The organism is Methylophilus sp. DMC18 (genome assembly GCF_056314005.1).
In genome coordinates this window covers 135,831-155,482 of sequence record NZ_JBQUZE010000006.1, presented here as the reverse complement: position 1 = coordinate 155,482, position 19,652 = coordinate 135,831, and the positions used below count along the sequence as shown (strand labels likewise).

Annotated in this window: 19 protein-coding genes; 3 read left to right on the top strand and 16 right to left on the bottom strand. The window is 52.5% G+C overall.

Annotated elements, in window-relative coordinates; translation table 11 throughout:
* The 9 genes from ppk1 to pdxJ form a co-directional block, all read right to left on the bottom strand.
* On the bottom strand, window positions 1-2,040 hold the full coding sequence (gene ppk1, locus ACT53G_RS13940; protein ID WP_379073736.1) for a polyphosphate kinase 1: 2,040 nt from the start codon (window positions 2,038-2,040) through the stop codon (window positions 1-3).
* An 80-nt stretch (window positions 2,041-2,120) separates the two neighbouring features.
* On the bottom strand, window positions 2,121-3,665 hold the full coding sequence (locus ACT53G_RS13935; protein WP_476169697.1) for a cryptochrome/photolyase family protein: 1,545 nt from the start codon (window positions 3,663-3,665) through the stop codon (window positions 2,121-2,123).
* Window positions 3,662-3,823 carry a DUF2256 domain-containing protein gene (locus tag ACT53G_RS13930; protein ID WP_194749498.1) on the bottom strand — a complete coding sequence of 54 codons (162 nt, stop codon included), beginning with the start codon at window positions 3,821-3,823 and terminating at the stop codon, window positions 3,662-3,664. The genes ACT53G_RS13935 and ACT53G_RS13930 overlap by 4 nt, the downstream gene beginning before the upstream one ends.
* Window positions 3,820-4,650 carry a triose-phosphate isomerase gene (gene tpiA, locus ACT53G_RS13925; RefSeq protein ID WP_194749497.1) on the bottom strand — a complete coding sequence of 277 codons (831 nt, stop codon included), beginning with the start codon at window positions 4,648-4,650 and terminating at the stop codon, window positions 3,820-3,822. Before tpiA ends, ACT53G_RS13930 begins: the two co-directional genes overlap by 4 nt.
* 124 nt (window positions 4,651-4,774) lie before the next feature.
* On the bottom strand, window positions 4,775-5,809 hold the full coding sequence (gene fba, locus ACT53G_RS13920; protein ID WP_194749496.1) for a class II fructose-bisphosphate aldolase: 1,035 nt from the start codon (window positions 5,807-5,809) through the stop codon (window positions 4,775-4,777).
* Between the two features lie 14 nt (window positions 5,810-5,823).
* Complete coding sequence (locus tag ACT53G_RS13915) at window positions 5,824-6,819, bottom strand: class 1 fructose-bisphosphatase (RefSeq protein WP_476169696.1); 996 nt, start codon at window positions 6,817-6,819, stop codon at window positions 5,824-5,826.
* A 218-nt stretch (window positions 6,820-7,037) separates the two neighbouring features.
* Window positions 7,038-7,850, bottom strand: a complete 813-nt coding sequence (locus ACT53G_RS13910; protein WP_476169695.1) for a tRNA threonylcarbamoyladenosine dehydratase — start codon at window positions 7,848-7,850, stop codon at window positions 7,038-7,040.
* Window positions 7,851-7,855: 5 nt separating this feature from the next.
* On the bottom strand, window positions 7,856-8,236 hold the full coding sequence (acpS, locus tag ACT53G_RS13905; protein ID WP_275356767.1) for a holo-ACP synthase: 381 nt from the start codon (window positions 8,234-8,236) through the stop codon (window positions 7,856-7,858).
* Between the two features lie 30 nt (window positions 8,237-8,266).
* Entirely contained in the window at window positions 8,267-8,995 is a 729-nt protein-coding gene (pdxJ, locus tag ACT53G_RS13900; RefSeq protein ID WP_275356766.1) for a pyridoxine 5'-phosphate synthase, read from the bottom strand.
* A gap of 270 nt (window positions 8,996-9,265) precedes the next feature.
* Here pdxJ and ACT53G_RS13895 point away from each other — a divergent pair, with 270 nt between their 5' ends.
* The gene (locus tag ACT53G_RS13895) at window positions 9,266-10,915 is read left to right on the top strand and encodes a CehA/McbA family metallohydrolase domain-containing protein (RefSeq protein WP_228518932.1); all 1,650 of its coding nucleotides are present in this window, start codon (window positions 9,266-9,268) and stop codon (window positions 10,913-10,915) included.
* An 81-nt stretch (window positions 10,916-10,996) separates the two neighbouring features.
* Complete coding sequence (locus ACT53G_RS13890) at window positions 10,997-11,485, top strand: PEP-CTERM sorting domain-containing protein (RefSeq protein WP_476169694.1); 489 nt, start codon at window positions 10,997-10,999, stop codon at window positions 11,483-11,485.
* Window positions 11,486-11,648: 163 nt separating this feature from the next.
* Here the strand turns inward: ACT53G_RS13890 and recO are convergent, their stop codons facing one another.
* From recO to lepA, 6 genes are read right to left on the bottom strand one after another with little or no spacing between them, the layout of a single operon-like run.
* Window positions 11,649-12,401, bottom strand: a complete 753-nt coding sequence (recO, locus tag ACT53G_RS13885; protein ID WP_379073720.1) for a DNA repair protein RecO — start codon at window positions 12,399-12,401, stop codon at window positions 11,649-11,651.
* 30 nt (window positions 12,402-12,431) lie between these two features.
* Window positions 12,432-13,334, bottom strand: coding sequence for a GTPase Era (gene era / locus ACT53G_RS13880; RefSeq protein WP_379073718.1), 903 nt, complete (start codon window positions 13,332-13,334; stop codon window positions 12,432-12,434).
* Window positions 13,331-14,002 carry a ribonuclease III gene (rnc, locus tag ACT53G_RS13875; protein WP_275356765.1) on the bottom strand — a complete coding sequence of 224 codons (672 nt, stop codon included), beginning with the start codon at window positions 14,000-14,002 and terminating at the stop codon, window positions 13,331-13,333. The genes era and rnc overlap by 4 nt, the downstream gene beginning before the upstream one ends.
* A 22-nt stretch (window positions 14,003-14,024) precedes the next feature.
* On the bottom strand, window positions 14,025-14,378 hold the full coding sequence (locus tag ACT53G_RS13870) for a DUF4845 domain-containing protein (RefSeq protein ID WP_194749479.1): 354 nt from the start codon (window positions 14,376-14,378) through the stop codon (window positions 14,025-14,027).
* Between the two features lie 47 nt (window positions 14,379-14,425).
* Window positions 14,426-15,241: a signal peptidase I gene (gene lepB, locus ACT53G_RS13865; RefSeq protein ID WP_194749478.1), complete on the bottom strand. Its 816-nt coding sequence runs from the start codon at window positions 15,239-15,241 to the stop codon at window positions 14,426-14,428.
* A 49-nt stretch (window positions 15,242-15,290) separates the two neighbouring features.
* The gene (gene lepA, locus ACT53G_RS13860; protein ID WP_194749477.1) at window positions 15,291-17,090 is read right to left on the bottom strand and encodes a translation elongation factor 4; all 1,800 of its coding nucleotides are present in this window, start codon (window positions 17,088-17,090) and stop codon (window positions 15,291-15,293) included.
* Between the two features lie 279 nt (window positions 17,091-17,369).
* Between lepA and ACT53G_RS13855 the strand changes: the two genes are divergently transcribed.
* Window positions 17,370-17,927 carry a hypothetical protein gene (locus tag ACT53G_RS13855; protein WP_476169693.1) on the top strand — a complete coding sequence of 186 codons (558 nt, stop codon included), beginning with the start codon at window positions 17,370-17,372 and terminating at the stop codon, window positions 17,925-17,927.
* Between the two features lie 70 nt (window positions 17,928-17,997).
* Here the strand turns inward: ACT53G_RS13855 and ACT53G_RS13850 are convergent, their stop codons facing one another.
* Entirely contained in the window at window positions 17,998-19,419 is a 1,422-nt protein-coding gene (locus tag ACT53G_RS13850; protein ID WP_476169692.1) for a DegQ family serine endoprotease, read from the bottom strand.
* Between the last annotated feature and the right edge of the window lie 233 nt (window positions 19,420-19,652).

The window sequence follows — 19,652 nt, the reverse complement described above, 5'->3', positions numbered from 1 at the left end:
TTATAAAGAATGATACTGGCGCAGTAACAGGTGCTGGCAAGACAGGGGCTCGGCAGCTTCAGTCCGCGCGGCCTGTTGATATTGCCCATTGTCACTCAGTTGCCAGGCATCCAGATTATCTTGCAGGTAAAGCTGCAGACTTTCGCGGTAAATGCGTTGCTGCATGGCGGGGTCTTTGATTGGCCAGGCCAATTCTACGCGGCGGATCATGTTGCGGCTCATCCAGTCTGCGCTCGACAGCCACATCTGCACCTGACCATCCAGCTCAAAGTAAAACACACGTGAATGCTCGAGCAGGCGACCGACAATGGATCTGACCCGGATGCGGCCTTTGACCGACGGCGCATCGACCGGCAAGATGCAGGCCCCACGCACAATCAAATCAATCTCAACGCCGGCACTGGCGGCCTTCATGAGTGCATTGACCAGCGGGACATCGGTCAGCGCATTCATTTTGGCAATCACCTTGGCGGGCTTGCCCAGTCTGGCCAGGCGCTGCGCCTTTTCCAGCTGCCGGATCATGCTGTTTTGCAGGGTAAACGGCGCCACCAGCAGATGACGCATGGTCGGGATCGGTAACTCACTGGTCAAGTGACGGAAGACGGCTTCCATTTCCTTGGTCAGATTGGCATCCGCGGTCAGCATACTCCAGTCGGTATACAAACGCGTGGTTTTCGGGTTGTAGTTACCAGTGGAAAGATGCCCGTAGCGGTGTATTACCTTGCCCTCACGGCGCATAATCAACAGCATCTTGGCGTGTGTTTTGAGGCCGACCACGCCATACACCACCTGCGCGCCCACCGACTCCAATGCTTCTGCCCAGTTGATGTTGGCTTCTTCGTCAAAACGCGCCTTGAGTTCAACCACCACCAGCACTTCCTTGCCACGGCGCACCGCCTCTTGCAGCAAGCGCAACATGCGTGGATCCGCCCCAGTCCGGTAAATGGTCATGCGAATGGCGAGTACATGCTCATCCTTGACCGCTTCTTCCAGTAGCTGGATCACCACTTCGAAACTCTCGTAAGGCTGGTGAATCAGCAAATCTTTTTCGCGCATTTGCGTCAGCAGCGAAACATTCTTTTTGATGTGCTGCGGCCAGTGTGGCTGGAATGGCACAAACTTGAGATGATCCCCTTTGGCCATGTCTGGCAGCTGAATCAGGCGGCCCAGATTCACCGGACCATTCACGCGGTATAACGCCAGTGGCGGCAGGTTAAATTGCTTGAGTAAAAACTCAGCCAGCGTGTCGTCGCATTCTTGTGTCACCTCAAGCCGCACCGCTTCACCATACTGCCGATGCGCTAGCTCTTCACGTAACGCTGTGCGCAAGTTGATCACATCATCTTCATCCACCTCAAGGTCACTGTTACGGGTGACGCGGAACTGGGAAAAATGCAGGATGCTGGCGCCTTGGAATAAAACTTCCAGATTGGCGCGGATGATGCTGGTCAGTGAGACAAAGCACTGTTCACCCTTGCTGATAGACGGTGGCAATTGCACCAGGCGCGGAACCACACGCGGCGCACGCACAATGGCGATTTTCTCTTCACCATCGACGGCAATGCGCACAATAAAGTTGAGCGATTTATTAGCCACTTGCGGAAAAGGATGCGAAGGGTCCAGCGACACTGGCATCAAGAACGGCAACACTTCACGCTTGAAGTAATTAGACACCCAGGTGGTTTGCTCTGGGGTCCTGACCCCACCCGAGACCAGATGTACGTGCTCTTTTGCCAGCGCCGGCATCAGCGCATCGTTAAACAGCTGGTATTGCTGGGCCACCAGCGCATGCGCCATGGTCGCTACTTGCTCGCAGGTCGACGCAGTCACCGGGCCACTGGTCACGCCTTGCTGATATGCCTCCATCTGCAAAGGCATGCGGACTTCGAAAAACTCGTCAAGGTTATTGGTGACGATACACAAAAAGCGTAAACGCTCCAGCAAGGGATAGTCCTCTCGCTGAGCCAGAGACAACACTCTGGCATTAAAACTGAGGATACTTTGGTCTCTGTCTAGCAGGGCGGGCGTGTTATTTTTCATGGCGGATATTGTATCGGCTGCAATGCTTTCAATTGTGACAGTTTTATGAAATTACATCTTTCTTAATTCACACCAGCCGCTTATAGCTGCGCGACGTGTTGCAATCGCAACCGGGCAGCCGTGGTGATCTCGCTCTTTTCTGCCGCGGAAAGTTTTGCCACATGTTTCACCATCAAACTGGTCCGCGGATTGCGTGCAAACAATGCCTCATGCTTGATTAAAAATGCCCAATACAAGGTGGTGAACGGGCAAGCCTGCGCCCCCGTTTTTTGTTTAGGGTAATATTTGCAGTGCTGGCAATAATTGCTCATGCGCTGGATGTATGCACCACTGGCCACATACGGCTTGCTGGTAAAGCGGCCGCCGTTGGCAAACAGGGCCATACCCGCGACATTGGGTAACTCCACCCACGCCACTGCATCAACATACACCGCCAAAAACCAGTCCGAAACCTGTTGCGGGGACAATTCTGCCAGCGTGGCAAACAAGCCGAGCACCATCAGACGCTGAATATGATGCGCATAACCATGCTGCAAGGTTTGCCCGATGCACTGCGATAAACACTGCATGCCAGTTTGCCCCGTCCAGAACCAGGCGGGCAGCGCCCCTTGATGGTTAAAATAATTGGCCTTTTCCAGCGCGGGCATTTCCAACCAATATACGCCACGGATAAACTCGCGCCAGCCCAAAATCTGCCGGATAAATCCCTCCACACTGGCCAATGGCGCTTGCCCCTGCCGATACGCCTGCTCAGCGGCGGCAATCACTTCGCGCGGATTGAGCAATTTGAGGTTTAAGGCCGAGGCCAGCAGTGAATGCCACAAGTATGGCTCTGCTTGCCACATCGCATCTTGATATGGGCCAAACCGCGCCAGCTTTTCTGCAACAAAATGCGCCAGCAAGGTGAGTGCTTGCTCACGGGTGACCGGCCATTGAAAGTCATCCAAGGCTCCCGGATGATCATGAAAGGTCTTATTGACCAGGGTCATCACGGCCTGGGTCACAGCATCGGGTGCAAAAGTGGGTGGCGGCCGCAGGTCTTGTGGCCCCTGCTTGCCCAAAGACTGACGATTGTCCTGGTCATAGTTCCAGTCGCCGCCCTCGGGCGCATCCCCCGCCATCAGAATCTGGTATTTTTTACGCATGCTGCGGTAAAAAAACTCCATGCGCAAAGAAGTATTTTTTTCACCGTAGTGATCCGCCCAGCGCTTGAACTGGTCGATGCTGCACATAAAGTGGGTGTCTTGCAGCACCTGCAGTGGCGTGGCAGATTGCTCAGCCACGGCCTGTAATTGCTGCCAGATGCGCCAGTCACCGGGCTCGCATACCTTGATGGCGAGTGGCCGATGCTGTTGCACCATCGCTTGCCAAACGGCTGGCAAATCGGGATAAGTGTGATCATCCAGCGCAAAATAGGTCAGCGGAAAGGATTGTGCACGCAAGCACTCGGCAAAATGCCGCATGGCAGAAAGAAACAGGGTGATGCGCTGACGGTGGGACCAGACATGGGTAGATTCTTGCCTGACCTCGGCCATTACAATATGGTCTTGTGCAGGATCAAAATCCAGCAGGGCCGGGTTATCCAGCGTGAGCTGGTCACCCAAAATAATCACCAGATGCCTCATGACGGTGTTGTGCGAGGCTGGCGGCGACAACGTTCAGAACAATATTTGACCTGTTCCCAATTTTTAGCCCAGGCCTTACGCCAGGTCATGGGCTTGCCACATTGCTGGCAAAGCTTGCTTGGTAGCTGTGTCTTGTTGCCTTTGAAGTCTGAAATCATGCCTCAAAGACTGGAATGGCGTCCGATGGTTCCTTAAATACCTTTTTTTGCTGATAGCAGCGGCTGGCAATCTTGCAGATTTCGATAAAGTCTTCCGCCACCAGCGCCGCACGTCCAAGCAATCCGCCATCAATATCTGGCATGCTCAACAGACTGTGGGCATTTTGCGGGGTCATGCTGCCGCCATACACAATGCGGATTTGGTCGGCAAATTCGCGATCCCGCTCGGCAATCATCATGCGGATAAACGCATGCATCCGCTGCGCCTGATCCGGGCTGGCGTGCTCGCCGGTGCCTATCGCCCACACCGGTTCATAGGCGATCACCATGTTGAATTTTTTGGCCAGCGCAAATGCTTCGTCATCCAGGCCATACACCACATTCAGCATCTGGTTACGCACAATCAACTCGGCCATATCGCCATCGCGCTCATCCAGGGTTTCACCGACACAAAAAATCGGCGTCAGCCCGGCATGCAGGGCATTGAGCATACGCTTGGTGGCAACCTGATTGCTTTCCAGCTTGAGCGCACGGCGCTCGGAATGCCCGATAATGGTGTAGCTGCACCCAAATTCGGCGACCATTTTGGCCGAAATACAGGAGGTAAATGCGCCCTCTGTATACTGGCTGACATTTTGCGCGCCCCAGGCAATGGCCGAATCCTGCAACAGGGCTTGCGCCTGAAACAGGTAGACATAGGGCAGGCAGACCGCCGCATCCATGCCCTGCAGATCGTGCAGTTCTTGCTTGAGTCGGTTGAGCAAGCCCTGGTTTTCGAGCAACCCACCGTGTAGCTTCCAGTTACCAACCACTAATTTTTGTCGCATGATGTTTCCTTTATTCATGCCCCCTCGTGCGGATTGTTGATGTGCTCAACTTATGTTTTTACTTGTCTTTTTACTGACCTTGTTGCTTGCGTTGATGATGCGTTCAACCCGGTGTCACCGGCGGTTAATAAATAGCCGCCATTTTCTCCAGTGAAATCACCTTGATTTTGCTGGCCTGACCGGCACTGCCAAAAGCCTCAAACCGCTCTTTGCACAAATGCTGCGCCGCGGTAATCGCTTCCTTGAAGTATTTGCGCGGATCGAACTCTTCAGGATGCTCGGCCATATGTGCGCGGATCGCCGCAGTCATTGCCAGACGGATATCGGTATCAATATTGACCTTGCGCACCCCGTTTTTAATGCCCTCGACAATTTGAGACACTGGCACGCCATAGGTTTCCTTGATATTGCCACCATATTGCCGGATCTGCTCCAGTAAAGACTGTGGCACGCTGGAGGAACCATGCATCACCAGATGCGTATTGGGGATTTTGGCGTGAATCTCGCGAATGCGTTTAATCGACAAGGTTTCGGCTGAAGGCGGCCGTGTAAATTTATAGGCGCCATGGCTGGTCCCAATGGCAATGGCCAGCGCATCGACCTTGGTGGCCGCAACAAAGGCAGCCGCTTCATCAGGGTCCGTCAGCAGCTGCGACTCGTCCAGTTTGCCTTCGGCGCCGACGCCATCTTCCTCGCCTGCCATGCCGGTTTCAAGCGAACCCAACACCCCGAGCTCGCCTTCCACCGAGACACCCACCGCATGCGCAAACTCAACCACTCGGCGGGTCATCTCGACATTGTATTCATAACTGGCTGGCGTTTTGCCGTCCTCTTTGAGCGAACCATCCATCATCACGCTGGAAAAACCACTACGGATCGCCATCTGGCAGACCTTGGGCGAAGCGCCGTGATCCTGGTGCATACAAACCGGAATATGCGGATACTGCTCAATCGCTGCTTCCACCATTTTGCGCAGAAAAGACTCGCCCGCATAACCGCGCGCACCGGCAGAGGCCTGTAAAATCACCGGGCTATCCACTTCATCTGCCGCCTTCATGATGGAGAGAATCTGTTCCATATTGTTGATATTGAAGGCGGGCAGTCCATAACTGTGTTCGGCCGCGTGGTCCAATAATTGTCTGAGCGAAATTAATGCCATATGTCACACTCCTTTTAATCAGTGGCTTGCGGATGATCACTGTCTTGCCAATGATACTCGCGCAAGCGCTGTATTTCCTGTTTGGCGCCTAACAGTACCGGCACGCGTTGATGACAACTATCCGGCTGGATAGCCAGAATCGGCTGCTTGCCGTCTATGCTCTCGCCCCCGGCCTGACTTACCAGCAAGCTCATCGGGTTTGCTTCATAAAGTAATCTTAACCGCCCGGCCCTGACAGGTTGCTTACGGTCGTGCGGATAAAGAAACACGCCACCCCGGGTTAAAATCCGGTGCACATCCATGACCATGCTGGCGCACCAGCGCATATTGAAGTCGCGACCACGCAGACCATCGGCGCCTTGCAGGCATTCATTGATATAACGCTGCATGGCAGGCGCCCAGTAGCGCTGGTTACTGGCATTGATGGCAAATTCCGAGGTCTCCTCGGCGATTTGTACCGTTTGCTGGGTCAACATAAAGGTATTGCTGTCATGATCCAGCGTAAACACATGGGTGCCTTGCCCCAGCGTCAGCACCATCAACGTTGCCGGCCCATACATGAGATAGGCTGCGGCACGCTGGTCCTGGCCAGGTTGTAAAAAGGCCTGCTCACCGAGGGTAGAGACCCCAATATTCGGCAGCACCGAAAAAATACTGCCGACCACGCCGTTAATCGCCAGGTTAGAAGAGCCATCCAGCGGATCCATACTGACCAAAAATGGTGCATCCAGCGTCTCAAACAGCACCGGATGATCCTCTTCTTCAGACAGCACGCCAGCCACCACCGCAGAAGCGCGCAGTTGCGCCACCGCCAGTTCATGGCTGCGGATATCCAGCTTCATCTGGGTTTCGCCCTGCACATTGGTGCTGGTCATTTTTTCGGTCACACCCTGCAGCGCCCCTTGGCGGATCAGCGCCGCAATCTCAATGCCCGCCTGGGCCAAATGAGAGACCAGCACATTCAGACTGTGATTTACAGAGACTTTTTCTAAGAACACCTCTAATTGCATGGCAATCACCTTCAGGTTGAATATTGTTAGGCCATGTCACACTGTAACATTGATAGCCGTCATTAAAAGAGCGATGACGCACTGAAATCCAGTGCAGTTATCCCGCACAGGCTATAAAGAATTGCATGCAATGTTTATGCCTGCTATCTGGTAGACGCCCTCACACTGACAATGTTCAACCCAATTGATGACAGCCATGCTGTCGCAGCGGGGAATAGTTAAGGTGGCAGATTGGAAGCTGCTGCAGAAAGTAGCTGTTGAATCGCCTGCTGCGCGGCAATAAAGCCCGCACTCGCCGTCACGCAGATACTGGAACCATAGCCCGCACAATTCAGGCCAGTCAGGCCGGCTTGAGGCGTCTCGCAAGCCTCTTGCGGGCGCTCCACGGGCTCATCTGAATACACGGCCATGAGGCCAAACTTGCTTGATTTTTTGTGATCCGAGGCTTTGGGAAAGCCATGGTCACGGCGCAATTGATTACGCACTTTTGACAGCATGCGGTCACCCTGCACATGCGCGAGGTCCGCCAGGCGCAACCGCGTCGCATCAAGCTTGCCCCCGGCGCTGCCCACCATCACCAGCGGTAAGCTGTGTTGTTTGCAATAAGCCGCCAGCGCAATTTTGGCTTTGGTGTCATCCATGCAGTCCACAATCAGGTCTGGTTGCCCGGCCAGCATTTGCGTGAGATTGTCCTGCGTCACAAAATCCTCAATCTCGTTCACCACACATACGGGATTAATTTCAGCGATCCGCTCCTGCATGGCCGTGACCTTGGCCTTGCCCAGATTGCCTGACAGTGCATGAATCTGGCGATTCATGTTCGATTCGGCAATATTATCCAGGTCTACCAGCGTGAGCTTGCCCACCGCATTGCGCGCCAGTGCCTCAGCGGCCCAGGAGCCAACACCACCGATGCCGATCACCATGACATGCGATTGCTGCAAACGCGCCAGGCCCGGCTCACCATACAAGCGGCGCACGCCGGAAAAGCGACGTTCCATGTCGACATCGACAGACAAGTCCAAATCCATTACCCCTAGCTCGTTTCCAGCACCACATACGCCAGGGCAAGATTTTTCTCATCACTGATGCTGATATGAGACTGGTGGATATGATGCTGTTTGAGAAAAGCCTGCAAGGCGGTAGATAATTGTAGCAAGGGACGCCCCAAGGCATCATGCGTCACCGCGATGTTATGGAAGCTGACTTCACCGCGAATGCCGGTACCGATGGCTTTGGCAAAGGCTTCTTTCGCCGCAAACCGTTTGGCCAGAAAGCGGGCTTTGAGCTGGCTAGCCTGGTAGTCAGCCCATTCGGCATCGGCCAGAATGCGCTTGGCAAAGGCCTCGCCAAACTGCTCCAGTGACGCCTGAATGCGCTCAACTTCAACAATATCCGCGCCTATGCCATAAATCATCGCCACTCCTTCTCTGCCATGGATGCGTGTTTATCTGCTGGAAAACTCTTTCATCAGTGCTTTCATTTCGCGCACGGCATGGTCCCAGCCCACAAACAAGGCATGCGCCACAATCGCGTGGCCGATATTCAGCTCTTCAAAGCCTGGCAAACGCGCAATATGATGCACATTGTGATAATGCAGGCCATGACCGGCATTGACCACCAAGCCGGCGGCTTTGGCATGGTTAAGCGCGGTGGTAATTTTATCCAGTTCGGCCAGTTGCGCTTTTTCAGTTTCCGCATCGGCAAAGGTGCCAGTATGCAGCTCAATCACAGGTGCGCCCATCTTGGCGGCGGCATCAATTTGCGCCAGATCGGGTGCAATAAACAAGGAGACACGGATACCTTGCTCAGACAGTTTTTTAACGGCGTGTTCGACTTTGGCATAGTGGGTCAATACATCCAGCCCGCCTTCCGTCGTGCGTTCTTCACGCCGCTCTGGCACCAGGCAGACATCCTGTGGTTTAACCTGAATGGCGATATCAATCATCTCGCTGGTCACCGCACATTCCAGGTTCATTTTGGTTTGCAGTAACGGCCGCAAGGCAAAAATATCCGCATCCTGCATGTGGCGCCTATCCTCGCGCAAATGTAGCGTGATGCTGTCAGCGCCGGATTGTTCTGCACGCAATGCAGCCTGCACTACGCTGGGGTATTTGGTGCCACGCGCCTGACGGATGGTGGCCACGTGATCGATATTGACGCCTAGTTTTAACATAGTTGACTGATAAGAGAACGGACAAAGCCCTATTTTACCTGCTGACAGTGTAAAACCATACCATTAAGCGTTGCCATCAACCATCAATCTGCAGAGCAGTCTGTGTAGATCACCAGCAAATGGAACCACAGTGCATGCCTAGGCCGCTGTCACGCGAATATATCTCGGCCGTCATCAAAGATTAATCCGCGTCCGTCATCATGCCCGCGTAGTAAACACTTTCAACACTACCATGCCCCAGCCTGGGGATGTTAATCAAGCGGGATAATTGTGAATAAATCAAAAGTATTTAAATCAACGGCCATGGTGGCCGCTGTCGCGGGCCTGTCATTCGGTGCCGTGTCGTTAGTCTCTGGCCTGGAAGTCAAGCCCATGCCTGCCCCTACCGAAGGTAAAGGTTCCTGGATGGCTGGTGACCTGCATACCCATACCGTGGAGTCTGATGACTCTCGTACGACGCAGACGCTGGACTTTTTGCTGGACAAGGCGCTAGGCACTTACAAACTGGACTGGATGATTCTGAGCAATCATTTGCGCTCTTCCAAATATGATCAGAACGGCAATTTGCTGGCCAAACCCGTGCCATTTGCCTATGCGATGGAGTCGATTGAGATTCCGCACGTGAAAGACATGCAGGCAGGCGGCACTTACGCAGACAAGATGATACTCTCGGCTGCAGAATGGGATATGCCTACCCATGACCATGCCAACGTGGTCATGTTCCAGAATGAGTCGACGCTGGAGACGTCCACCGATGGCGCCAAAGAATTCCAGTACCTGTTTACCACCCTGTCTGAATCGTTGTTTAACCCGCAGGATGTCGCGGCCTGGAAAAACAGGAACGGTTCGGTGCGCCCGAACCAAACCGGGGCAGACGCATTATCAGCAATCGCCTGGTTAAAAGCCCATTATCCGACCACCAGCTTTGCCACCATCAACCACCCGTCTCGCAATCCAAACAAGTATACGATCAAGGACTTTCGTCAAATGAATGACTTGGCCCCGGATATCGTGTTTATGATTGAAGGCATGGTCGGTAACCAGATGGAGCCTGACCGTGGCGGCTATACCTCTGCCTATATTGACGCGAACCTGCCTAACCGCACCTATGGCGGCGTGGACGCCGTTGTTGCCAAAGTGGGCGGCGTATGGGATGCGCTTTTAGGCGAAGGTCGCCACGTTTGGAACATCGCAGACTCCGATTCACACTTCAAGATTGATGCGGCCAGCAATAGCAGCGGCTACTATCCAGGCGAATATGCCAAGAACTACGTGTGGATGCCAGAAAGCGGCAAAGGTACAGCCACCGGCTTGATCGCCAGTCTGCGTGAAGGCCGCATGTTTGGCGTGTTTGGTGACTTGATCAATGCCCTGGACTTCCGCGTCGTCGGTTCGTCTGGCACCGCATTTATGGGCCAGGAAATCAAGGTTGGTGCGGGTGAAAAAATCAAATTGACCATCCGCTTCAAGAGCCCGGATCTCAACAATTACCTGAAGCCGGTTGATGGTAACACCCTCGCCAACATGAAGCCTGTGGTCAACCATGTGGACTTAATTGTCGGTGATGTCACGCCCAAAGCCAGCCCGGACTCTGCGGCTTACAACGTTGCCACCAACCCGTCTACACGCGTGCTGAAGCGATTCACCGCAGCTGACTGGAAAGTAGGCAAAGATGGGTTTGCCTCGGTGACTGTGCAGCTGGTCGCCAACAAAAACCAGTACTTCAGATTGCGCGGCACCAATCTGGCGGTGGATGCGCCTGGATTCAGCTACAACGGCGAACCGCTGGCAGACCAGAAAACCTGGGTACTGAACAATCAGGGCGGCGTGGATAACAATGGTCGTGTCAACGCGATTAACGACCGCAACTACAGCAGCCTCTGGTTTTACTCCAACCCGGTGTTCGTTTCCGTTCGTTAAGATGAAAGAGGAGGCGCAAGACGCGCCTCTTCATCGACACATGACGGGCGTTTGATTGATTTAACTTTTTTAGGATTTGTGATGCAATTGATTAAATATTTAGTAGTGTTTCTGGCGCTCACCTTTGCTGGTAGCGGTGTAGCACTGGCCGATTATCGTTACAACATTGTGGCGGTCGATGATGTGAATGGCGACCCAACCTTCTCTGGCAGCATGACCACCAGCGCGCCATTTTCATTAAACTATCATTTCAGCGTGCTGGACTTTGTCCTGAATGACCCCTTGGACAACGTCAGCTATCGCTCTAGCGATTCCAGCATTAGCATAGACAAACAGGGGTTTACGTTTGCAGCCAATAACGGCGCGTCGACGTTTATCCTGACGTTGTATCCTGATAATAGCTATTTCTCTGAGTTCACCGCACAGGGACTATCCACGGTCAGCAATTCGGGCTATTTCAGTTTTGTTCAGCAAACGGCAGCGGTTCCAGAGCCAGCCACCAACGCCCTGCTGTTAGCTGGCCTGGCTGTGTTTGTTTTAGTGGCCCGTCGCCAACAAAAAGCCGGTTAGTTTCAGCGTGGCCTTGTGAGATACTTCAAGGCCACGTCCGAATCAAGCGCGAGCAGTCAACTCATGACTGGTCGCTCAGGCAAGGTGAGTGCTGATCTGCCACTCACCTTGCAACCCCAGATATCCTCGCTATCAGGACGTGAGACCGTAGCAACGGCCACCTTCAGAAGCCTTGTAAGTCCACCAGCAATTGCCGGGTATGCAAGGGCTTTTCACCCAGATAATGCTGTAATAAATAACGCATCAACTGCTTGCTTTGCGCTTGAGTGGTGCTATCGCTGTAGTCGCCACGCGCCATTTGTAAGAGCGTATTACCCAGAATCAGCAGGCCGTTTTTAGTGGCAGACGGATCACAGGCGCCATAATCTGCCTCAAAACGGTAGGTGCTATCGGCATGGATGATTTCACCATGTTCATCATGGGTGAGCGGAACGGCGTAGCCGAGTTCTTGCAACATTTTGAGTTCAAACTTGCGCATCACCATGGCCAGTTGCGTGCCATCTACCGGCATTGGCAAGGCCGACAGTATCTGTACGGTTTGTGCGTAATATTCAAATAGCTGCACATGGGCATCGTCGCGCGGCAGCAGCCGCAGCAACAGCTCGTTCATGTAAAAGCCGCACATCAGCGCATCGCCCCTGAGCAAGGTGAGGCCGGTCATCCACTCCAGGTCATGCAGGGTTTTGAGTTCATTTTTACCCGACCAGGTGCCAGCCAGTTGCTGAAAAGACTGCAGCATGCCGCGCATGGCTGAAAGCGGGCGGCGCGCGCCTTTAGCCACGGCGGCAATGCGGCCCAGGTCGCGACTGAACATTTCGACGACCAGGCTGGTTTCTTTAAAGGGATAGGTATGAAGAATGAAAACCGGTTGCAGGCTTTGTTTGTGGCTGCCTGAATCAGAAGGTTTTACTGCCATGTGGATGCCAGTAGATAAGAACCTGCCAGGCTAGAAACCCAGGCTTTTTAGCGCGCGCGCATCGTCTGCCCAACCACCTTTTACCTTGACCCAGGTTTCAAGATAGACTTTGGAGCCAAACAGCTTTTCCATGTCCTGGCGCGCTTCGGTTGAAATCTGTTTTAATTTCTCGCCACCCTTGCCAATGATCATGGGCTTCTGGCTTTCTTTATCGACAATGATCGCGGCAAAAATGCGGCGCAGGTTTTTCACCGTTTCAAATTTTTCAATTTCTACCGTCACCGAGTAAGGCACTTCATCACCCAACAGGCGGAACACCTTTTCGCGGACCAGTTCGGCGGCCAGAAAGCGCTCGTTTTTATCTGTCAGTTCATCTTCGGCATACATGGCAGCTTGCTCGGGCAGATGCTCGCGAATCGCGGCTAACAGCTCATCCAGATAAAGATTCTTTTTGGCACTAACCGGGATAATGCCCGCAAAGTCAAACAGCAAGTCAAAGTCCTGAATCAGGGGCAGCAAGTTGCCTTTGTCGCCCATGAGGTCGGCTTTATTCACCACCAGCAATACCGGTTTGTTCTTAGGCAGCAGTTTAAGCACCAGCTCATCGGCCTCGCCCAGTTTCATCGGCTCGATCACAAACAGCACTACATCGACTTCGGTCAATACCTGGGTGACGGTCTTGTTAAGCGACTTATTGAGCGCGTTAATATGCTTTTGCTGAAAACCCGGGGTATCGACAAACAGAAACTGCGTGTCTTCAGTGGTATGAATCCCGAGCAGACGGTGACGGGTGGTCTGCGCCTTGCGCGAAGTAATCGCCAGCTTCAGGCCCAGAATATGGTTGAGCAAGGTCGATTTGCCCACATTGGGTCTGCCCACGATGGCAATGGTGCCGCAACGGAAATGGTCTGAGGCTGTTGTCTGTTCTGTCATGATTGTATCTTGTCCATGGCCAATTTGGCCGCTTGTTGCTCAGCCACGCGGCGGCTGGTGCCCACACCTGTGGTCGTCAACTTGAGTTTTTTAATTTCACATTGCACGGTAAACGTTTGTGCATGTGCTTCGCCTTCGATAGAGACCACCTGATATTCAGGCAAATCCATTTTTTTGCTTTGCAGATATTCTTGCAACTGCGATTTGGCATCCTTGTCGATCGATGTTGGATCTATGGTCTGCAGCTTGTCGCGATACAACAACGCCACCACTTGCTGCGCAGCGTCAAACCCGCCATCCAGATAGACAGCACCGACAATCGCCTCCAGCGCATCGGCCAGAATAGAAGGGCGACGCCAACCAGCACTTTTCAACTCGCCCTCGCCCAACTTGAGCGCATCGCCCAAATGCAGGCTGATGGCAATCTCGGCCAGGCTGGATTCTTTGACCAGCTTGGCCCGCAATCGGCTTAAATCGCCTTCTGGGATATCAGGAAACAAATTGAACAGCTGGTGCGCAATAATAAAGTTTAAAACGCTATCGCCTAAAAACTCCAGCCGCTCATTATTGGTGGCCGAAAAGCTGCGGTGCGTCAGCGCCTGCTGCAACAAGTCAGGTTGCGAAAATTGGTAACCAATTCTGGTTTGTAAGACAGGCAGTACGCTCATTGAATGACGATCCCTTTTGCCACTAGGGTTTGCTGGCAGCATCAAAATCAATCAACAGAGACATGGTCTCAGTGAGCGGGATCTTTTTCTGGTAGCGCATGGCCACCGCCCCTGCACTGATTTCGAGCTCACGGCTGGAAACGTCTTTAATACTATCGACCTGCATCTGACGATCAAACGCCGTACGCATGTCCTGCTCGCTTTGCAACAGCGGGTCATGCGCAATCCGGTTAATGGTGGATTGAATCGAGAAATACTCCATATAGGCAGGCAAGGCTTTCAAGGCGACTAGGCCCAAAATGCCAAATGCCGTCAGTACCAGTAAAAAACCGATAAAGCCGATCCCGTGTTGATCAGAAATCTTTGAGTATTTCATAGATGCTTTCCTCAAAAAGAGACGTCTCGCCACGGCTGACCGCAGCATTAGCCGATACGTTGCCCGATACGGCGCCACTGGTCAAAATTGAACCAGATAAAGAAGGCTTTACCCACCAGATGTTTTTCGGCGACAAAGCCCCAGACACGGCTGTCAGAACTATTGTCACGGTTATCGCCCATGGCAAAGTATTCGCCTTCAGGCACGGTAATGGTTTCGCCCTGCATGAAGCGGTCACCCAGACTACCTGGGCCATATTGGTTCATGATGTCATGAATCAGTACATCATGCTTGACGTCGCCCAGTTGCTCGCTCAGGCGTGAGGCGGTGACATCCACCGCACGGGCGTTGCCGCTTTCGTCGTTAACGCTCAAGGCATATTGGTAAGGCGCGATAAAATCCAGGCTAATCACCTTGCCGTTAATAGTCAGCTGTTTGTCACGGTACTGAATCTTGTCGCCGGGCAGACCAACCACACGCTTGATATAGTCGATTGATGGGTCTGGCGGATAATGAAACACAAATACGTCACCACGCTGCGGCTTACCCATGGGGTAAAACACATTATTGAGGATGGGTACACGCAGGCCATAGGTGAATTTATTGACCAGAATATAGTCACCCGCCAACAGCGTCGGCATCATCGAGCCGGAAGGAATCTTGAATGGCTCGACGATAAATGAGCGGACGGTAAATACCAGCAGAATGACCGGGAAAAAGCTTTTACTGTATTCCACATACCATGGATCAGGCACCTCTCCGAGCGCACCGGCTTGGCGCTGCTTGCGCAGCACCAGGATATCCAGCAGCCAGATCACCCCTGACACCAGCAAAATCACCAACATAAAAATTGCAAAATACATGCTTGTTTCCTGAGTAAGCACCATCACGCGCGGTGATGATGAATCGTGATTATTTATCTTCTACACGCAAGATCGCCAGGAAGGCTTCTTGTGGAATTTCCACATTGCCCACCTGCTTCATACGCTTTTTACCTTCTTTTTGTTTTTCCAGCAACTTGCGCTTACGCGTAATATCGCCGCCGTAACATTTAGCCAGCACGTTTTTACGCATGGCCTTCACAGTTTCACGCGCAATAATATTGGCGCCGATAGAGGCCTGGATGGCAATATCAAACATTTGCCGTGGAATCAGCTCGCGCATTTTAGAAACCAGTTCGCGACCACGATAAATGCTGTTGGCGCGGTGCACAATCAGGCTCAATGCATCCACACGCTCACCGTTCACCATGATATCCAGCTTGACCAGATCGGCCGCACGGAACTCGAGAAACTCGTAATCCATCGAGGCATAGCCACGCGAAACCGACTTCAGTTTATCAAAGAAGTCGAGCACCACCTCATTCAGCGGCATTTCATAACTCAACATCACCTGGCGGCCCATATACTGCATATTACGCTGGACACCGCGCTTGTTATTACACAAGGTCATCACCGGCCCGACATAGTCTTGCGGCATGAGCAGATTGACTACAATCATGGGCTCACGAATTTCTTCAATGCGTGAAGGCTCAGGCAGACGTGACGGGTTTTCGATTTGTATGACTTCGCCACTTTTGAGCAATAGCTCATAAATCACGGTGGGCGCGGTCGTAATCAGATCCATATCGTACTCACGCTCCAGGCGCTCTTGTACGATTTCCATATGCAACAAACCGAGGAATCCGCAGCGGAAACCAAACCCCAGTGCTGTGGAATTTTCTGGCTCAAACTGCAAGCTGGAGTCATTCAGGCTCAATTTTTCCAGCGCAGTACGCAACGATTCAAACTGGTTGGATTCGACCGGATACAGCCCTGCAAACACTTGCGGCTTGACTTCTTTAAAGCCTGGCAGTGGCTCAGTGGCAGATTTCCCGGCCCCGGCAAGCGTCACCGTATCGCCGACCTTGGCCGCCGCCAGCTCTTTAATACCGGCAATGATAAAGCCGACCTCACCCGCACTCAGTTGCTGGCGCTGCAGAGACTTGGGCGTAAACACCCCCACCTGCTCACACAGGTATTCGGCACCGGTGGCCATCAGGCGGATTTTTTCCTTGGCACGCAACACACCATCCACCACGCGCACCAGCATGACCACGCCCACATAGTTATCAAACCAGGCGTCGATCACCAGCGCTTTCAAGGGTGCAGAAACATCGCCTCTAGGGGGTGGCACTTTGGCGACCACTTCTTCCAGCACGTCTCGCACACCTTCGCCGGTTTTGGCTGAGCAACGCACCGCATCAGTGGCATCCACCCCAATCACATCTTCAATTTCCTGTGACACGCGCGCAGGGTCTGCCGATGGCAAGTCGATCTTGTTCAGAACGGGCGTCACTTCCACGCCGAGATCAATCGCGGTATAGCAGTTAGCCACACTTTGCGCTTCGACGCCTTGCGAAGCATCCACCACCAGCAATGCACCTTCACAGGCCGATAAGGAGCGGCTGACTTCATAGCTAAAGTCAACGTGCCCAGGGGTATCAATCAGGTTGAGGAAATAGGTTTCGCCATTATTGGCTTTGTATTGCAACGCCGCTGTTTGTGCCTTGATCGTAATGCCGCGTTCACGCTCGATATCCATGCTATCGAGCACTTGCGCTTCCATCTCGCGTGCTTCCAGGCCACCGCACAACTGGATAATGCGGTCAGCCAGTGTCGATTTGCCATGATCAATGTGGGCAATGATCGAAAAATTACGAATATTTTTCATGTTCTGTTATGCGTTATTTACAAGCAAGAAAGGCGCTTGAAGCGCCTTTCAAATCGTGCGTATTTTACAGCAAATGCATGAATATCAGTGATTTATTTTGTTTGCGGCAAGTGCGGGCGGCCCTATAAAGCGCACAGCCAAACCCAGGAAAATTTCCCGATTAATCGCATTTTAATGCGAACAGCATGCTCGCCTGACCGTTCTGCATTAAAGTTTGCAAACGTCCACGCTTATGGGGACGCTGCATTCACTAAAAACATATTTCAGGGAGTAAATCTTATGTACAAAGTCGTGCTTGTACTCACTTCAGCACTCTTGGCTGGTTGTGCCTCACCCGCCGCCATTGACAAAATGACAGTCAAACCGGCCACTCACAGCTCTTTGCCTAATGCGCAACTTAAAGAAAACGTCACCATTCAATCAGTCTCTGGCGGAAAATCGACCAATCCCCTGTGGGTTTCCAAGGTGGGCAATGATGGATTCAAGCAGGCACTTGAGGAGTCTTTGCGTAATGCAATGTTACTGAGCAACTCAGGACAAAGCAGCAAATACACATTGGACGCCAAACTATTAAGCCTGGATCAACCGGTTGCCGGACTGGACATGACAGTGACAGCTGCCGTGGAGTACACCCTGACAGAACGCGCAACCCAAAAAGTACTTTACTCAAAAATCATTTCTACGCCCTACACTGCAACGTTTAGTGACTCAGCGATTGGCTTTATTCGCATCAAAATTGCTAACGAGGGTGCCATCCATGAAAATATTCGCAGTGTGATTGAAGCGCTGAATCAATTAAAACTCAGCAGTGACAATATTTCCATGATCGCCTACTAAATCCCCCACCTCAAAAACAAAAAAAGACAGGTCGCCCTGTCTTTTTTTGTTAACTGCAAGCAGCCGTGCCTTATTTTATTTTAATCGGCACATACAGCGTGCTATCTCCGCGCTGCACCAGCACAGCAATCGTTTTGCCACTGGCAACCGCATTGATCTGCTTGTTAAAGGCATCCACGCTCTGGCTTTCATTGTTATTCAGACCGAGAATGACATCACCGCGACGGATCCCGGCCTGTGCAGCCGCACCCACACTTTCAATCACAAGCAGGCCATTCTTGCCGTTGAGCTTTTTCTTTTGCTGTGGCGTCAATTCACGCAGGGTCAAGCCTATCTTGTTGGACTCGGCCTTTGCGGGTTCTTTGCTGGTTGCGGCAGCTTCAGGTTGCTCGCTCGGCATTTCACCAACGCCCAGTTGCAAGGTTTTGCTGGCGCCTTTACGCAGGATTTCTACCGGCACGACTTTACCCGGTTTGGTGGCTGCCACCACACGAGGCAAATCACTCGATGTCGTAATCGGCTTGCCGTCAAACTTGAGAATAATGTCACCGGCTTCCAGCCCACCTTTGTCGGCCGGGCTGTTTTTCTCGACGCCGGCAATCAAGGCACCGCTGGTTTGCTTGAGGCCAAAGGACTCAGCCAGGTCTTTGGTCACTTCCTGAATGCCAATCCCGAGCCAACCGCGTGAAATGCGGCCATTGGCCTTGAGCTGGTTGGAAATATCAATGGCAACATCAATCGGAATACTGAACGACAAGCCCATGGAGCCGCCATTCTTGCTATAGATTTGCGAGTTGATGCCGACCACTTCACCGCGCAAGTTAAATAATGGCCCCCCCGAGTTACCCGGGTTAATGGCGACATCGGTTTGAATAAACGGGACATAGTTTTCTTGCGGTAAGGCGCGACCCTTGGCACTGACAATACCAGCCGTCATCGTGTTTTCGAGACCAAATGGCGAACCAATCGCTGCCACCCATTCCCCGACTTTCAACGCATTCGGGTCCCCTACAGTCACCTTGGGCAAGCCGGTCGCCTCGATCTTAATCAAGGCCACATCGGTGCGCTTGTCAGCACCAATAATCTTGGCTTTGAATTCACGCTTGTCATACAGCTTCACCAGCACTTCATCGGCCTCGTTCACCACATGCGCGTTGGTTAAAATATAGCCATCGCTACTCAGGATGAAGCCCGAGCCCAGTGACTGGGTTTTATAATCCTGCCCACCTTCCTGACCTGGCATCCCGGGCATGCCTGGAATGCCGAAGCGGCGCAAAAATTCTTGCAAGTTCTCATCGTTGGGCATGCCTGGAAAACCGATGGTACCGCCGCCATGCACCACCGAAGTAATGCTGATATTCACGACTGCCGGACCTTGTTTTTCCGCCAGTTCAGTAAAATCAGGCAAGTCCTTTGCCTGGGCATGCAAGATTGGTTGGGTCAATGTGATGGCACACGCGAACATGAGGCCAGACATCCATCGTCTCATCATGATTATTCCTATCATTTAATGATTATTAAAAATTAAGTTGTTGATTGTACATGCCGACCATTCCTGACCAGCATGCGTTTGCTATTGCATGTAAATGGTGCCATTGCTGAGAAATACAAGCGCCAACTGAGACGCGCCAAAACACACCATAACAGCGAATTGAAGAGGATAGCAATGAAATATTGCGGCATGATTTCAAGGAGGCGGGACCAAGGCAAGCACAAACAGACAGG

Excerpts from the sequence above, each read along its gene's own strand:
- rnc (WP_275356765.1), bottom strand. The coding sequence starts at position 14,002 with ATGAGCGTACTGCCTGTCTTACAAACCAGAATTGGTTACCAATTTTCG.
- ACT53G_RS13850 (WP_476169692.1), bottom strand. The coding sequence starts at position 19,419 with ATGATGAGACGATGGATGTCTGGCCTCATGTTCGCGTGTGCCATCACA.
- fba (WP_194749496.1), bottom strand. The coding sequence starts at position 5,809 with ATGGCATTAATTTCGCTCAGACAATTATTGGACCACGCGGCCGAACAC.
- tpiA (WP_194749497.1), bottom strand. The coding sequence starts at position 4,650 with ATGCGACAAAAATTAGTGGTTGGTAACTGGAAGCTACACGGTGGGTTG.
- ppk1 (WP_379073736.1), bottom strand. The coding sequence starts at position 2,040 with ATGAAAAATAACACGCCCGCCCTGCTAGACAGAGACCAAAGTATCCTC.
- ACT53G_RS13935 (WP_476169697.1), bottom strand. The coding sequence starts at position 3,665 with ATGAGGCATCTGGTGATTATTTTGGGTGACCAGCTCACGCTGGATAAC.
- acpS (WP_275356767.1), bottom strand. The coding sequence starts at position 8,236 with ATGATTTATGGCATAGGCGCGGATATTGTTGAAGTTGAGCGCATTCAG.
- ACT53G_RS13910 (WP_476169695.1), bottom strand. The coding sequence starts at position 7,850 with ATGGATTTGGACTTGTCTGTCGATGTCGACATGGAACGTCGCTTTTCC.
- ACT53G_RS13870 (WP_194749479.1), bottom strand. The coding sequence starts at position 14,378 with ATGAAATACTCAAAGATTTCTGATCAACACGGGATCGGCTTTATCGGT.
- ACT53G_RS13855 (WP_476169693.1), top strand. The coding sequence starts at position 17,370 with ATGTACAAAGTCGTGCTTGTACTCACTTCAGCACTCTTGGCTGGTTGT.
- ACT53G_RS13930 (WP_194749498.1), bottom strand. The coding sequence starts at position 3,823 with ATGATTTCAGACTTCAAAGGCAACAAGACACAGCTACCAAGCAAGCTT.
- ACT53G_RS13915 (WP_476169696.1), bottom strand. The coding sequence starts at position 6,819 with ATGCAATTAGAGGTGTTCTTAGAAAAAGTCTCTGTAAATCACAGTCTG.
- era (WP_379073718.1), bottom strand. The coding sequence starts at position 13,334 with ATGACAGAACAGACAACAGCCTCAGACCATTTCCGTTGCGGCACCATT.
- lepB (WP_194749478.1), bottom strand. The coding sequence starts at position 15,241 with ATGTATTTTGCAATTTTTATGTTGGTGATTTTGCTGGTGTCAGGGGTG.
- pdxJ (WP_275356766.1), bottom strand. The coding sequence starts at position 8,995 with ATGTTAAAACTAGGCGTCAATATCGATCACGTGGCCACCATCCGTCAG.
- lepA (WP_194749477.1), bottom strand. The coding sequence starts at position 17,090 with ATGAAAAATATTCGTAATTTTTCGATCATTGCCCACATTGATCATGGC.
- ACT53G_RS13890 (WP_476169694.1), top strand. The coding sequence starts at position 10,997 with ATGCAATTGATTAAATATTTAGTAGTGTTTCTGGCGCTCACCTTTGCT.
- recO (WP_379073720.1), bottom strand. The coding sequence starts at position 12,401 with ATGGCAGTAAAACCTTCTGATTCAGGCAGCCACAAACAAAGCCTGCAA.